The following is a 15581-nucleotide window of genomic DNA, read 5'->3' as shown; positions in this document are numbered from 1 at the left end:
GCGGATCGCACTCCTGGCTTATGCTATGATTCGCCTCCTTCGGCGTGCCCGTTTTAATCGGGCATGGATCATCACCGCTGTCCACTTTCGGCGGAATAACAAGTCTTTATGGTGACAGATGAATAGTGGCTACCTGCATTTTCCGGAGTTCGATCCGGTCATTTTTTCTCTAGGCCCGGTCTCCCTCCACTGGTACGGTTTGATGTACCTGGTGGGCTTTGTCTTTGCGATGTGGCTGGCCACCCGTCGGGCGAATCGTCCGGGCAGCGGCTGGACGAAAAATGAAGTAGAAAACCTGCTTTACGCGGGCTTCCTCGGCGTCTTTCTGGGCGGCCGTATCGGTTACGTGCTGTTCTACAACCTGCCGGTATTTCTTGCCGATCCGTTGTATCTGTTCCGCGTTTGGGATGGCGGTATGTCGTTCCACGGCGGCCTGATCGGCGTGATCCTGGTGATGATTATCTTCGCCAGACGCACCAAACGCACCTTCTTCCAGGTCTCCGATTTTATCGCGCCGCTGATCCCGTTTGGCCTTGGCGCCGGGCGTCTGGGCAACTTTATCAACGGCGAGCTGTGGGGCCGCGTGGACCCGAGCTTCCATTACACGATGATTTTCCCGGGCTCCCGTGCCGAAGATCTGGCGCTGCTGCCGACCCATCCGGAATGGCAATCGCTGTTTGATACCTACGGCGCGCTGCCGCGCCACGCGTCGCAGCTGTACGAGCTGGCGCTGGAAGGCGTGGTGCTGTTCCTGATCCTGAACCTGTTTATCCGTAAACCGCGCCCGACCGGTTCCGTTTCCGGCCTGTTCCTGATTGGCTACGGCCTGTTCCGCATTATCGTGGAATTCTTCCGCCAGCCCGACGCCCAGTTCACCGGCGGCTGGGTGCAGTACATCAGCATGGGGCAGATTCTTTCGATCCCGATGGTGCTTGCGGGTATCATCATGATGGTTTGGGCTTACCGCCACCGTCCGCAGCAACTGAATTCTTGAGGAACCATGAAACAGTATCTTGATTTGATGCAGAAAGTGCTCGCCGAGGGCACGCCAAAAAATGACCGCACCGGCACTGGCACGATCTCTATTTTCGGCCATCAGATGCGTTTTAACCTGCAGGAAGGCTTCCCGCTGGTGACCACCAAGCGCTGTCATTTACGCTCCATCATCCATGAACTGCTGTGGTTCCTGCAGGGCGACACCAACATCGCCTATCTGCACGACAACAACGTCACCATCTGGGACGAGTGGGCAGATGAAAATGGCGACCTGGGACCGGTCTACGGCAAACAGTGGCGTTCCTGGCCTGCGCCGGACGGTCGTCATATCGACCAGATCAGCACAGTGATGGACCAGCTGAAAAACGACCCGGACTCCCGCCGGATCATCGTCTCGGCGTGGAACGTCGGCGAGCTGGATAAAATGGCCCTGGCGCCGTGCCACGCCTTCTTCCAGTTCTACGTCGCTGACGGCAAGCTCTCCTGCCAGCTGTATCAGCGCTCCTGCGACGTATTCCTCGGCCTGCCGTTCAACATCGCCAGCTACGCGCTGCTGGTGCATATGGTGGCGCAGCAGTGCGATCTGCAGGTCGGCGATTTCGTCTGGACCGGTGGCGACACTCATCTGTACAGCAACCATCTCGAGCAGACCAATCTGCAGCTGAGCCGCGAACCGCGTCCGCTGCCGAAGCTGGTCATCAAACGCAAGCCGGAGTCGATATTCGACTACCGCTTTGAAGACTTCGAGATTGAAGGTTACGATCCGCACCCGGGAATCAAAGCGCCGGTGGCGATTTAACCCCCTCTGCAGATATGACCAACCGGCGTCTGATGGCGCCGGTTTTTTTATGCCGTTTTCACCACCTGAATAGGGGGGCTACCCTCGTTGCCATTACGATAGGAACGCTTCATCCCGCCCGCTGGCCGCAGGCGTTGGTGGGCGGGAAAGCTGGAAAGAGGCTCGCAAAAAAATGTTCTGCTGTTGGTCATGCAAACCTTTTTTGCGTGTCTGGCCGGGAAAGCCATTTTCCGTCGTCGCGCCAGGGCTAACCGCAGCGGCATACTCTGCGCCATGAACAGAGAACATGGTTATACCCTGATGGAAACCCTGGTGACGCTGACGTTAATGATGATCCTCAGCGTCGGCGGCCTGTACGGCTGGCAGCAGCAGCAACGACTGTGGCAAACCGCCGTTCAGGTGCGGGATTTCCTGGTTTTCCTGCGCGATGACGCCAACGCCTACAACCGGGACCGCGTGCTTCGCGTCGGCCAGGATGAAGAGGGATGGTGCCTGAGTGCCCAGGGGGAGGGGCCGGCGTGCGCCTCCGGGTCGCCCTTAACGCTGCGCCCGCGCTGGCCGGGGATCTCGCTGGCAGGCGTCACCCCTGGCCTGGGATTCTATGGCCTGCGCAGCACCGCCTGGGCGGGGAATCTGCGTCTGCAGAGCGAGGCCGGCAGCTGGAGCATTGTGATTTCACACTGGGGGCGGATTCGTTTATGCCGCAGTGACAGCGCAGGAGGATGTCAGTGAGCCGCCGCGGATTTTCCCTCGCGGAGGCGCTTATTGCCATGGCGATAGGCTCGCTGCTGCTGATCGGCGCCTGCCGCTTTCTACCCGCTCTGCAGCGCCATATTCTGCGTCAGGGCGAACAGCTGGCCCTGGAGAACGAATTGTGGCAGCGGGTGCATGCCGTGGGGAAGCATCTGCAGCGCGCCGGATACTGCCGGGGAGTGTGCGGCGGAGCCGGGCTGGAGCTCGCCGCCGACGGCGAGTGCCTGATTGTGCGCTGGGACGCGAACAGCAATGGGACATGGGAAACCTCCCCCGCGGCAGCGGCGGAGAGCACCGGCTTTCGCCTGCGCGACGGCGCGCTGGAGACTCTGCGCGGAGCCAGCGACTGCCGCGGAAGCGGATGGGAGAAAATCACCAATCCGGCCGCTATCGTGGTGACGCGCTTTGCGGTGCAGCATCGGCTGACCGAGGGCTTCGCGCCGGAGCTGAGCGTGACGCTGGCAGCGCGCTCTGCCCGGCAGATGGGTCTGGCGGCCGAGGTGGAGCAGCGGGTGACGGGGTATAACCTGTGATCCGCCAGCGTGGAATGTCGTCGCTGTTGATGGTGCTCCTGTTGCTGACTCTCGGCAGCCTGCTCCTGGAGGGGCTTAACCTGCAGCAGCGGGCGCTGCTGGCGCAAACCACCAGCGAAACGCAGACGATCCGCGATACGGCGGTGGCCCATTCGGCGCTACAGTGGGGAAAACAGCAGGCCTGGTCGGCGCAGGCGCCGCTGGCCTGCCGCGAGCAGGCGCAGCAGGGCTGGCGCGCCTGTCTGCGCATCTTCGACGACGGTTCGCTGCTGCTCAGCAGCGCCAGCGGCGAGGTGCAGGTCTGGCAGTCCGGCGAGGTGCGCGGCGGGCAAGTGCATTTCTCCGCCCATGGCTGGAGCGATTTTTGCCCGCTCAGGGAGGTGAGCCTATGTCAAATGCCATGAAGCGCCAGCGGGGTTTTAGCCTGCCGGAGACCGTTCTGGCGATGGCGCTGATGGTGCTAACGGTCACCGCGCTGGGCGGCTATCAGCGCGGAATGGCGCAAGGGGTCCACCAGCTGAACAAGACGCGTCAGCTATGGCGCGACGCCTGGCGCTATAGTCAGCTCTCTGCGCCGTCTCCGCCGGCAGGCGGACAGGTAAGCCGTATGCAGACATCGGCGCAAAGATGTGTCAGCATCACGGTAACGATCAGTATGCCCGTTGCAAAGCGGGCGCAGATGACCCGGCTGCATTGCCCGGTCAGCCAGTAGTCAGGAGCAATTATGTTAAGGGTTTACCACTCAAACCGGCTGGATGTTCTCGAAGCGTTGATGGAGTTTATCGTCGAGCGCCAGCGGCTGGATGACCCTTTTCAGACTGAAATGGTGCTGGTGCAGAGTACCGGTATGGCGCAGTGGCTGCAGATGACCCTGGCCTCGCGCTTCGGCATTGCCGCCAACATCGAGTTCCCGCTGCCGGCGAGCTTTATCTGGGATATGTTCGTGCGCGTCCTGAAGGATATCCCTGGCGAAAGCGCCTTCAGCAAGCAGAGCATGAGCTGGAAGCTGATGACTCTCCTGCCGCAGCACCTGGAAGAGGACGATTTTATCCTGCTGCGCCAGTATCTGAGCGATGACGGCGACAAGCGCAAGCTGTTTCAGCTGGCCGCCCGGGTAGCGGACCTCTATGACCAATATCTGGTTTATCGCCCGGAATGGCTGATGCGCTGGGAGGCCGACCAGCGGGTTGACGGCCTCGGCGACGCCCAGCAGTGGCAGGCGCCGCTGTGGAAAGCGCTGGTGCGCTATACCGCCGAGCTGGGGCAGCCGCAGTGGCACCGCGCCAATCTCTATCAGCGCTTTATCAGCGCCCTGGAAAAGGCGGATGAACCGCCCGCCGGGCTGCCGTCGCGCGTCTTTATCTGTGGAATTTCCGCGCTGCCGCCGGTCTATCTTCAGGCGCTGCAGGCGCTGGGTAAGCATGTCGATGTCTATGTGCTGTTCACCAACCCCTGCCGCTATTACTGGGGTGATATTAAAGATCCGGCGTTCCTGGCGAAGCTGCTATCGCGTCAGCGGCGCCATCACCGCGAGGCGCGCGCGCTACCCCTGTTTCGCGACACCGAGCAGGCGCCGGGGTTGTTTAATGACGCCGGGGAGCAGGATGTCGGCAACCCGTTGCTCGCCTCCTGGGGTAAATTGGGGCGCGATTATATCTACCTGCTGGCGGGGCTGGAGCGCTATGAGGAGCTGGACGCCTTTGTCGATATCGTTCCCGATAACCTGTTGCATAATCTACAGTCGGATATCCTGGAACTGCGCAACGCGGCGGTGGCCGGGCAGAGCGCGGAGGCTTTCGCCCACAGTCGCGACAAACGTCCGCTGGCGCAGGATGACCGCAGCCTGAGCATTCATGTCTGCCACAGTCCGCAGCGTGAAGTGGAGGTTCTGCACGATCGGCTGCTGGCGATGCTGGAGGCGGATCCGACGCTCACGCCGCGGGATATCATCGTCATGGTGGCGGATATCGACAGCTACAGCCCCTATATACAGGCGGTGTTTGGCGCCGCCAGCGGCGACCGCTGGCTGCCGTGGGCGATCTCCGATCGCCGCGCCCGCGAGTCGCACCCGGTGCTGCAGGCGTTTATCACTTTGCTCTCGCTGCCCGACAGCCGCTTCGCCAGCGAAGATGTGCTGGCGCTGCTGGACGTGCCGGTGCTGGCGGCGCGCTTTAACATCAATGAAGAGGGTCTGCGCTACCTGCGCCAGTGGGTCAACGAGTCCGGGGTCCGCTGGGGAATGGATGACGACAACGTCCGTGAGCTGGACCTGCCGGCGACCGGCCAGCACACCTGGCGGTTCGGCCTTACCCGCATGCTGCTGGGCTACGCGATGGACAGCCGGGAGGGCGAATGGCAGTCGGTGCTGCCCTATGACGAATCCAGCGGTTTGATCGCCGAGCTGGTAGGTAACCTCGCATCGCTGCTGATGCAGCTTAACCTGTGGCGACGCGGTCTCGCCCAACAGCGGCCGCTGGCGGAGTGGCTGCCGGTCTGTCGCGATCTGCTGAATGACTTTTTCCTGCCGGACAGTGAGACCGAAGCGGCGCTGGCGCTGATTGAGCAGCAGTGGCTGGCGGTGATTGATAGCGGTCTGGAGGCGCAGTATGGCGACCAGGTGCCGTTGACGCTGCTGCGCGATGAGCTGGCCCAGCGCCTCGATCAGCAACGGATCAGCCAGCGCTTTCTCGCCGGCCCGGTCAATATCTGCACCCTGATGCCGATGCGCTCTATTCCTTTCAAAGTGGTTTGCCTGCTGGGGATGAACGATGGGGTTTATCCGCGAACGCTGCCGCCGCTGGGTTTTGATTTAATGAGCCAGAAGCCGCAGCGCGGCGACCGCAGCCGGCGCGATGATGACCGCTACCTGTTCCTGGAGGCGCTGATGTCCGCCGAACAGACGCTGTATATCAGCTACATCGGCCGTTCTATCCAGGACAACAGCGAGCGCTTTCCCTCGGTGCTGGTGCAGGAGCTGGTGGATTACGTCGGCCAGAGCCACTGTCTCGCCGGCGATGAGGAGCTTGATTGCGACGCCAGCGAGGCGCGGGTTAAAGCCCACATCACCCATCTGCATACCCGCATGCCGTTCGACGTCGCTAATTTCCAGGATAACGAGAATAAGAGCTACGCCCGGGAATGGCTGGCTGCCGCCGGCCAGCAGGGGGAGGCGCATAGCGACTTCATTCAACCGCTTACCCCGCCGCCGATAGACAGCCTGCCGTTCGAGCAGCTCCTGCGCTTCTGGCAGCACCCGGTTCGCGCGTTCTTTCAGCAGCGTCTGCGGGTCAATTTCCGTGCGGAAGAGGATGATATTCCCGATGACGAGCCCTTCACCCTGGAAGGGCTGAGCCGTTATCAACTGAACCAGCAATTGCTTAATACCCTTATCGAGGAGCAGGACGTCTCGGCCATGTTCCGCCGCTTCCGCGCCGCCGGCGAGCTGCCGTATGGCGCCTTTGGCGAACTGGTGTGGGAGACGCAGCGACTGGAGATGCAGGCCCTGGCCGAGCGGGTGATGGCCGAGCGCCAGCAGGCGCAGAGCATGGAGATCGATCTCCAGTGCGGCGGCGTAAATCTGACCGGCTGGCTGCAGCAGGTGCAGCCGGACGGGCTGCTGCGCTGGCGGCCTTCGCTGCTGAGCGTCTCCCAGGGGATGCAACTTTGGCTGGAACACCTTGTCTACTGTGCCAGCGGCGGTACCGGCGAGAGCCGGCTGTTTGTGCGTAAAGAGGGAGAGTGGCGTTTTCCGCCGCTGGCGCCCGCCGAGGCGCAGGCGTACCTGAATGAGCTGGTGGATGGCTATTTGCTGGGGATGTCGCAGCCGCTGCTGCTGCTGCCGGAAAGCGGTGGCGCCTGGCTGAAAGCCTGTTATGACGCCGAAAAGGATGTCATTTTAATGGACGAAGAGACGCAGCAGAAAGCGCGGAGCAAATTCCTGCAGACCTACGAAGGTAACATGGTGGTCAGCGGGGAGGGGGCCGATATCTGGTATCAACGCCTGTGGCGTTCGCTGGAGCCGGCGCATTACGAAGAAATCATTGCCCAGACGCAGCGTTATCTGTTACCGCTATATCGTTACCATCAGTCCACACAAATTTAAATAGTATAAAAATTGCGCAGTGAATGGCGGTTCATTTATTATGCGCAACGTATCACGGACTGATGGACATAAAAGGCTGCACGCTGTGCAGCGCAAGTTTGTTAATGATGAGGTTCGTGAATGCCCCGCAGTTTATGGTTCAAGATTTTTGTTGTGCTGGCCGCCCTCTGGGCGCCGTTTAGTCAGGCCGACACCGGATGGCAGCCTGTTCAGGAGACGATCCGCAAAAGCGAAAAAGATACGCGTCAGTATCAGGCGATCCGTCTTGATAACGACATGGTCGTGCTGCTGGTTTCCGATCCGCAGGCGGTGAAATCGCTGTCGGCGCTGGTGGTGCCGGTGGGATCCCTGCAGGATCCGGCCGATCATCAGGGGCTGGCGCATTTTCTGGAACATATGACGCTGATGGGGTCACAAAAATATCCCCAGCCTGACAGTCTGGCAGAGTTTCTTAAACTGCACGGCGGCAGCCATAACGCCAGCACCGCGCCCTACCGCACCGCGTTCTATCTCGAAGTGGAGAATAATGCGCTGGACGGGGCCGTAGACCGCCTGGCGGATGCCATTGCCGCGCCGCTGCTGGATAAAAAATATGCCGACCGCGAACGTAACGCGGTCAACGCCGAGCTAACCATGGCCCGGACGCGAGACGGGATGCGCATGGCTCAGGTCAGCGCAGAAACCATTAACCCGGCTCACCCGGCGGCCCACTTTTCTGGCGGCAACCTCGAGACGCTCAGCGATAAGCCCGGCAGCCCGGTACTTGATGCGCTGCATACCTTCCGCGATTGCTGGTACTCCGCCAATCTGATGAAGGCGGTGATCTACAGCAACAAGCCGTTGCCGGAGCTGGCGCGCATGGCCGCTGACACCTTTGGCCGCGTGCCGAATCGTCAAATCAGCAGGCCGGAAATAAGCGTGCCGGTGGTAACCGATGCGCAAAAAGGCATCATTATTCACTATGTGCCGGCGATGCCGCGTAAAGTGCTGCGCGTCGAGTTTCGCATCGACAACAACAGCGATCGCTTCCGCAGCAAAACCGATGAGCTGGTCACTTACCTGATCGGCAACCGCAGCCCGGGGACGCTCTCCGACTGGCTGCAAAAGCAGGGACTGGCGGAAGGCATCCGCGCGGATTCTGACCCGGTGGTGAACGGCAACAGCGGCGTGCTGGCGATCTCTGCCACCCTCACCGATAAAGGCCTGGCGCACCGCGACGAAGTGACGGCGGCCATATTCAGCTACCTCGACCTCCTGCGTACCCAGGGCGTCGACAAACGTTACTTTGACGAGCTGGCGCATGTGCTGGCGCTGGATTTCCGCTATCCGTCGATCAACCGTGATATGGATTACGTGGAATGGCTGGCGGATACCATGATCCGGGTGCCGGTCGAGCATGCGCTGGACGTGGTCAACATTGCCGATCGGTACGACCCGCAGGCGATTAAAGACCGGCTGGCGATGATGACCCCGCAGAACGCGCGCATCTGGTATATCAGCCCGCAGGAACCGCATAACAAGACCGCCTATTTTGTCGATGCGCCGTATCAGGTGGATAAGATTAGCGAGCAGACCTTCGCTGACTGGCAGCAAAAAGCGCAGGCCATCAAGCTGCAGCTGCCGGTGCTCAACCCCTATATTCCGGATGATTTCACCCTCATCAAAAGCGATAAAGCCTGGCCGCACCCGCAGCTGATCCTCGATGAACCGACGCTGCGGGTGGTTTATGCCCCGAGCCAGTATTTCGCCAGCGAGCCGAAGGCGGATATCTCCCTGGTGCTGCGTAATCCCCAGGCGATGGACAGCGCTCGCCGGCAGGTGATGTTTGCCCTCAACGATTATCTCGCCGGCATCGCCCTCGATCAGCTCAGTAACCAGGCGGCGGTCGGCGGCATTTCGTTCTCCACCGGCGCCAATAACGGGTTAATGGTCAATGCCAACGGCTACACCCAGCACCTGCCGGCGCTGTTCAGCGACCTGCTGCAGGGGTACTTCAGCTATACGCCGACCGAGGAGCAGCTGGAGCAGGCCAAATCGTGGTATGCGCAAATGATGGACTCCGCTGAGAAGGGCAAAGCCTACGATCAGGCGATAATGCCGATCCAGATGGTCTCCCAGGTTCCGTATTTCCAGCGCGAAGTACGCCGGGCGTTGCTGCCTTCCATCACTTTGCAGGAGGTGCTCGACTACCGCGCCAACCTGAAAACCAAGGGACGCCCTGAACTGATGGTGATCGGCAATATGTCCGCCGATGCCGCCACGACGCTGGCTCGCCAGATCCAGCAGCAGCTGGGCGCTGACGGCAACGAATGGTGCCGCAATAAAGATGTAGTGGTGAACCGGCAGCAGCTGGCGATCTTCAACAAAGCGGGCAACAGCACCGACTCTGCGCTGGCCGCGGTGTTCGCACCGCCCAACGTGGATGAGTTCAGCAGCACCGCCGCCAGCACCCTGCTGGGACAGATTATTCAGCCGTGGTTCTATAACCAGCTGCGTACCGAAGAGCAGCTCGGCTACGCGGTCTTTGCCTTCCCGATGAACGTGGGACGTCAGTGGGGCATGGGCTTCCTGCTGCAAAGTAGCGATAAGCAGCCGGCTTTCCTCTGGCAGCGGTTCCAGGCCTTCTTCCCCACCGCGGAGGCGAAGCTGCGGGCGATGAAGCCGGAAGAGTTTGCCCAGCTCCAGCAGGCGGTGATAAGCCAGATGATGCAGGCGCCGCAGACGCTGGGCGAAGAGGCATCGAAACTGAGCAAAGATTTCGATCGCGGTAATATGCGTTTTGATTCACGTGATAAAGTAGTGGCTCAGATTAAACTGCTGACGCCGCAAAAACTTGCTGACTTCTTCCATCAGACGGTGGTGGAGCCGCAGGGCATGACGATATTGTCCCAGATTTCCGGTAGCCAGAATGGCAAAGCGGACTATGCCCAGCCGGCAGGCGGCAAAGTGTGGGAAAACGTCAGCGCATTGCAGCAATCCTTACCCCTGATGCGAGAGAATGAATGACCGACACCGCTGAGTCTTTGGATCCCCTGCGCTTGCCCTTGAGGGGCGAGCGCCTGATAGAAGCCTCTGCGGGCACCGGAAAAACCTTTACCATCGCCGCGCTGTATCTGCGGCTGCTGCTGGGGCTGGGCGGCGAGGCAGCCTATCCCCGCGCCATCAGCGTTGAAGAACTGCTGGTGGTGACCTTTACCGAGGCGGCGACCGAAGAGCTGCGCGGGCGTATCCGCAGCAACATCCACGAGCTGCGCATCGCCTGTATGCGCGGTGAATCCGATAACCCGCTCTACAGCGCGCTGCTGGCGGAGATCGTCGATAAAGAGGACGCCGTAAAGACATTGCTGCTGGCTGAACGGCAGATGGACGAGGCGGCGGTGTTCACCATCCACGGTTTTTGCCAGCGGATGCTGAGCCTTAACGCCTTCGAATCGGGCATGCTGTTCGAGCAGCAGCTAATAGAGGATGAATCCCGCCTGCGCTATCAGGCCTGCGCCGACTTCTGGCGCCGTCACTGTTATCCGCTGACCCGCGATATCGCGGCGGTGATCCACGATGTCTGGAAAGGGCCGCGCGATCTGCTGAAGTCCCTTGACCGCTGGCTGCAGGGCGAAGCGCCGCAGCTTAAGTCGCCGCCAGCCGCCGACGAGACGCTGGCCGAACGCCATCAGCAAATCATCGACCGCATTGACTCGCTCAAGCAGCAGTGGCGCGAGCAGGTGGGCGAGATCGAAGGCGTGCTTGAAGATTCGGGTCTTGACCGGCGGAAGTTCAATCGCGGCAACCAGGGCAAATGGCTTGAGAAAGTGACCGCCTGGGCGCAGGAAGAGACGTTGAGCTATCAGTTACCCGACGCGCTGGAAAAATTTGCCCAGTCGTTTCTGCTTGAGCGTACCAAAGCCGGTGGCGAACCGCCCGTACATCCTCTGTTTAGCGCCGTAGAATCGCTGCTGGCCTCGTCGCTGACGCTCACCGATCTGGTGCTGGCGAGAGCGATGGTCGAGATCCGCGATGCGGTCGCGCGCGAAAAGCGCCGCCGCGGCGAGCTGGGGTTTGACGATATGCTCAGCCGGCTTGACGAGGCGCTGCGCGGCGACAGCGGCGAGGCGCTGGCTAGCGCCATTCGCCAGCGTTTTCCGGTGGCGATGATCGACGAATTTCAGGATACCGACCCCCAACAGTACCGGATTTTCCGCCGTATCTGGCGCCAGCAGCCGGAGACGGCGCTGCTGCTGATCGGCGATCCGAAGCAGGCCATCTACGCCTTTCGCGGCGCCGATATCTTTACCTATATGAAAGCGCGCGGCGACGTTGCCGCGCACTACACGCTAGACACCAACTGGCGCTCCTCGCCGGGCATGGTGGGCAGCGTCAACCGGCTGTTCAGCCTCAGCGATAACCCCTTCATGTTTCGCGAGATCCCGTTCCTGCCGGTGAAGGCGGCGGCGAAGAACCAGGGGCTGCGCTTTACCGTTGACGCGGCGGACGTACCGGCGATGAACGTCTGGTTGATGCCCGGCGACACCGTGGGCGCCGGCGATTATCAGACGTTTATGGCGCAGCTCTGCGCCACGCAGATCCGCGACTGGCTGAGCGCCGGTCAGCAGGGGCGCGCGCTACTGTGGCGTGGGGAAACCTCGCGCCCGGTGCAGGCTTCGGATATTACCGTGCTGGTGCGCAACCGGCTGGAGGCGGCGCAGGTGCGTGAAGCGCTGCAGACGCTGGGCATCCCTTCGGTCTACCTCTCCAACCGCGACAGCGTTTTTGAGACGCTGGAGGCCCAGGAGCTGCTCTGGCTGCTGCAGGCGGTGTTGTCCCCGGAGCGGGAAAATACCCTGCGCAGCGCGCTGGCGACCTCGATGTTTGGCCTGACCGCGCTGGATATTGAAAATCTCAATCAGGATGAGCAGGCGTGGGACGCGCTGGTGGAGGAGTTCAGTGAATACCGTCAGATCTGGCGTCAGCGCGGGGTGATGCCGATGCTGCGGGCGCTGATGACGGCCCGGCATATCGCCGAGAACCTGCTGGCGACCCGGGGCGGCGAGCGGCGCTTAACCGACATATTGCACATCAGCGAACTGCTGCAGGAGGCGGCCAGCCAGTTGGAAAGCGAGCACGCCCTGGTGCGCTGGCTGACGCAGCATATCGCCGAGCCGGACAGCAACGCCGCCAGCCAGCAGATGCGTCTGGAAAGCGATAAGCACCTGGTGCAAATCGTCACTATTCATAAGTCAAAAGGGCTGGAATATCCCCTGGTCTGGCTGCCGTTTATCGCCCGGTTTCGCAAACAGGACCAGGCGTTCTATCACGATCGCGAGACGTTCGCGGCGGTGCTGGATCTGGGCCAGGATGAGGCCAGCCTCGAACTGGCGGAGGCGGAGCGGCTGGCGGAAGATCTGCGCCTGCTGTACGTCGCCTTGACCCGCGCGGTCTGGCACTGCAGCCTCGGCGTAGCGCCCCTCAGCAGCCGAAAGTCCGGCAACAGCGATTTTCATCTGAGCGCCCTGGGGCGGCTGCTGCAGGCGGGCGAAGCCATGGATGCCGCCGGGCTGGCCGCGCGCTTAGCGGACTTCTGCCATGGCGATATTGCATTGCAGAGGCCGGGCGAGCTGGATCTGACCCCGTGGCAGGCGCCGGCGGCGAGCATCCCCCCGCTGTCGGCGCGCGAGCTGCAGCGCCGCATCGCCGATGACTGGCGGGTAACCAGCTATTCCGGTCTGCAGCAGCATGGCTTCAGCAGCGGGCAGGATCTGCTGCCACGTCTGGATATCGATGCCGTCGGCGTCGGCGAGGTGGTGGAAGAGCCGCAGCTGACCCCGCACCAGTTCCCGCGCGGCGCTGCGCCGGGGACCTTCCTGCACAGTCTGTTTGAGGAACTGGACTTTACCCAGCCGGTGCCGGACGGATGGATGGCGGAGAAACTGCAGCTGAGCGGGTTTGACGCACAGTGGGCGCCGGTGCTGACCGACTGGCTGGGGGGCGTGCTGAAGACCCGCCTGCCGGGGCCGGATATCGCGCTCAATCAGCTTGCGGCGCGGGATAAACAGGTGGAAATGGCATTTTACCTGCCCATCGCGCAGCTGCTGACGGCGGAGCGCCTTGATGCGCTTATCCGCCAGTACGATCCCCTTTCCGCCGACACGCCGCCGCTGGATTTCCGCCAGGTGCGCGGCATGCTGAAGGGTTTTATCGATCTGGTCTTCCGCCACGAAGGCCGCTATTACCTGCTGGATTACAAATCCAACTGGCTGGGGGAAGATCGCGAGGCCTATACCCGGCCAGCGATGGAGCAGGCGATGCGGGCCCACCGCTACGATCTGCAGTATCAGCTGTACAGCCTGGCGCTGCACCGCTATCTGCGCCATCGGCTGGCCGATTACGACTATGACCGCCACTTCGGCGGCGTGATTTATCTCTTCCTGCGCGGCATGGACGGTCAGGAGGGGGGGCAGGGGATCTTCACTACCCGGCCGGTGCGACCGCTGATTGACGGTCTGGATCAGCTTTTTGCCGGAGAAACTCAGGAGGAGGCCTCATGACTTTTGATCAACTACTGCTGGCGGCGGTGGAGCAGCGTCTGCTGCGGCCGCTGGACGTCCAGTTTGCCCTGATGGTGGCGCAAAACGACCCGCCGGCGGTCAAGCTGGCGGCGGCCTTGCTGAGCCGTGATGCCGGAGAGGGGCACGTGTGCCTGCCGCTCTCGCGGCTGAGCGGCGACGAGGCGCTAAGCGGGAAAGCGGGGGAGATCCGCGATCGGCTGCTGGCCGACGCCGGCGCGCCGGAGGACTGGCCCGCGCTGCTGCTCGCTTCATCGGCGGTGAGCTGCGGCGATGCCCCGGCGCCGATGATTTTATGCGGCGACCGGCTCTATCTGAACCGGATGTGGCGCAACGAGCTGACCGTCGCCCGCTTCTTCAACGAAGCCAACCGGGTGCTGGAGATGGATGAGGCCCGGCTGGCGGCAACCCTCAATGCCCTGTTCCCTGCTACCGGCGAAACCGACTGGCAAAAAGTGGCCGCGGCGGTGGCGCTGACCCGCCGCATCTCGGTGATCTCCGGCGGTCCCGGGACCGGGAAGACCACCACCGTGGCCAAACTTCTGGCGGCGCTGATCCAGATTGAAGATAGTCCGCGCTGTCGTATTCGTCTGGCGGCGCCGACGGGGAAAGCGGCGGCGCGCCTGACCGAATCGCTGGGCGCGGCGCTGAGAAAACTGCCGCTGACCGACGCGCAGAAAGCGTTGATTCCCACCGAGGCCAGCACGCTGCATCGTCTGCTGGGCGCCCAGCCAGGCAGCCAGCGCATGCGCTATCACGCCGGCAACCCGCTGCATCTCGACGTGCTGGTGGTGGATGAAGCCTCGATGATCGACCTGCCGATGATGTCGCGGCTCATCGACGCGCTGCCGGCTCACGGGCGGGTGATCTTCCTCGGCGATCGTGACCAGCTGGCCTCGGTAGAAGCGGGGGCGGTGCTGGGGGATATCTGCGCCTGGGCGAGCTCGGGCTACACCGCCGCGCGGGCGCAGGAGCTGACCCGGCTGACCGGTTCGCCGGTACCAGCGGGCGAGGGGGCTATCGCTGGCGCGCTGAGAGACAGCTTGTGCCTGCTGCAAAAGAGCTATCGCTTCGGCAGTCACTCCGGCATCGGGAGCCTGGCGCGGGCGGTGAACGCTGGCGCGCGCGCGGAGGTGAAGGCCACGCTGCGCCAGCCGTTTGACGATATCGCGCTTCATCCCCTCAGTACGACCGAAGAGTACGAAGCCATGCTCGGCGCGGCCCAGCAGGGCTATGAGCACTACCTGCAGCTGCGCCGCGAGCGGGTGGAACCGCAGGCCATGCTGGCCGCCTTCAGCGAATTTCAGCTGCTGTGTGCGCTGCGGGAAGGGCCGTACGGCGTGAGCGGCGTCAATGAGCGGCTGGAGCAGCGGCTCAACCGCCAGCGGGCGATCGCCCTGCCGCGCCACTCCCGCTGGTATGACGGCCGGCCGATTATGATCGCGCGCAACGACAGCGCGCTGGGGCTGTTTAACGGCGATATCGGCATCGCCCTGGAGCGCAACGGCGAGCTGCGGGTATGGTTCCTGATGCCCGACGGCGCCATCAAGTCGGTGCAGCCGAGCCGCCTGCCGGAGCATGACACCGCCTGGGCGATGACCGTGCATAAATCGCAGGGCTCCGAGTTCGACCATGCGGCGCTGATCCTGCCGGCGCGCAGCGTTCCTCTGGTGACACGCGAACTGGTCTATACCGCGATCACCCGCGCAAAACGGCGATTGTCGCTCTATGCCGACGAGCAGGTGCTCTCCCAGGCCATTGTGACCCGCACCGAGCGGCGCAGCGGCCTGGCGGAGATTTTCGCCGGGCGTGAAGCCCCCTGAGACGCCGGGTCCGGGCGA

The 15581-nt window shown here is 62.3% G+C and carries 10 protein-coding genes; all 10 read left to right on the top strand.

Annotation, left to right across the window (positions count from 1 at the left end):
- Positions 1 to 118: 118 nt before the first annotated feature.
- On the top strand, positions 119 to 994 hold the full coding sequence (gene lgt, locus GQR96_RS19980) for a prolipoprotein diacylglyceryl transferase (RefSeq protein ID WP_004205445.1): 876 nt from the start codon (positions 119 to 121) through the stop codon (positions 992 to 994).
- Positions 995 to 1000: 6 nt separating this feature from the next.
- Positions 1001 to 1795 (top strand): thymidylate synthase, encoded by a 795-nt coding sequence (thyA, locus tag GQR96_RS19975; RefSeq protein ID WP_065905364.1) that lies wholly within the window; start codon positions 1001 to 1003, stop codon positions 1793 to 1795.
- Between the two features lie 189 nt (positions 1796 to 1984).
- A complete protein-coding gene (locus GQR96_RS19970) occupies positions 1985 to 2527 on the top strand; it encodes a prepilin peptidase-dependent protein (RefSeq protein ID WP_148390272.1) in 543 nt (180 codons plus the stop codon).
- Complete coding sequence (locus GQR96_RS19965) at positions 2524 to 3081, top strand: prepilin peptidase-dependent protein (protein ID WP_004205448.1); 558 nt, start codon at positions 2524 to 2526, stop codon at positions 3079 to 3081. The genes GQR96_RS19970 and GQR96_RS19965 overlap by 4 nt, the downstream gene beginning before the upstream one ends.
- The gene (locus GQR96_RS19960) at positions 3078 to 3485 is read left to right on the top strand and encodes a DUF2509 family protein (protein WP_065905362.1); all 408 of its coding nucleotides are present in this window, start codon (positions 3078 to 3080) and stop codon (positions 3483 to 3485) included. The genes GQR96_RS19965 and GQR96_RS19960 overlap by 4 nt, the downstream gene beginning before the upstream one ends.
- On the top strand, positions 3470 to 3793 hold the full coding sequence (locus GQR96_RS19955) for a prepilin-type N-terminal cleavage/methylation domain-containing protein (RefSeq protein WP_004205450.1): 324 nt from the start codon (positions 3470 to 3472) through the stop codon (positions 3791 to 3793). The genes GQR96_RS19960 and GQR96_RS19955 overlap by 16 nt, the downstream gene beginning before the upstream one ends.
- A 12-nt stretch (positions 3794 to 3805) precedes the next feature.
- A complete protein-coding gene (gene recC, locus GQR96_RS19950) occupies positions 3806 to 7183 on the top strand; it encodes an exodeoxyribonuclease V subunit gamma (protein WP_004205451.1) in 3378 nt (1125 codons plus the stop codon).
- 120 nt (positions 7184 to 7303) lie between these two features.
- Positions 7304 to 10189 carry a pitrilysin gene (gene ptrA / locus GQR96_RS19945; RefSeq protein ID WP_065905360.1) on the top strand — a complete coding sequence of 962 codons (2886 nt, stop codon included), beginning with the start codon at positions 7304 to 7306 and terminating at the stop codon, positions 10187 to 10189.
- Positions 10186 to 13722, top strand: coding sequence for an exodeoxyribonuclease V subunit beta (recB, locus tag GQR96_RS19940; RefSeq protein WP_049004108.1), 3537 nt, complete (start codon positions 10186 to 10188; stop codon positions 13720 to 13722). The genes ptrA and recB overlap by 4 nt, the downstream gene beginning before the upstream one ends.
- The gene (gene recD / locus GQR96_RS19935; RefSeq protein WP_065905351.1) at positions 13719 to 15563 is read left to right on the top strand and encodes an exodeoxyribonuclease V subunit alpha; all 1845 of its coding nucleotides are present in this window, start codon (positions 13719 to 13721) and stop codon (positions 15561 to 15563) included. Before recB ends, recD begins: the two co-directional genes overlap by 4 nt.
- Positions 15564 to 15581: the final 18 nt, after the last annotated feature.

Origin of the sequence: Klebsiella sp. PCX, from assembly GCF_021869705.1 — a bacterium.
Taxonomy (GTDB): Bacteria; Pseudomonadota; Gammaproteobacteria; order Enterobacterales; family Enterobacteriaceae; genus Klebsiella; species Klebsiella quasipneumoniae.
This window is presented reverse-complemented; position numbering and strand designations above follow the sequence as displayed.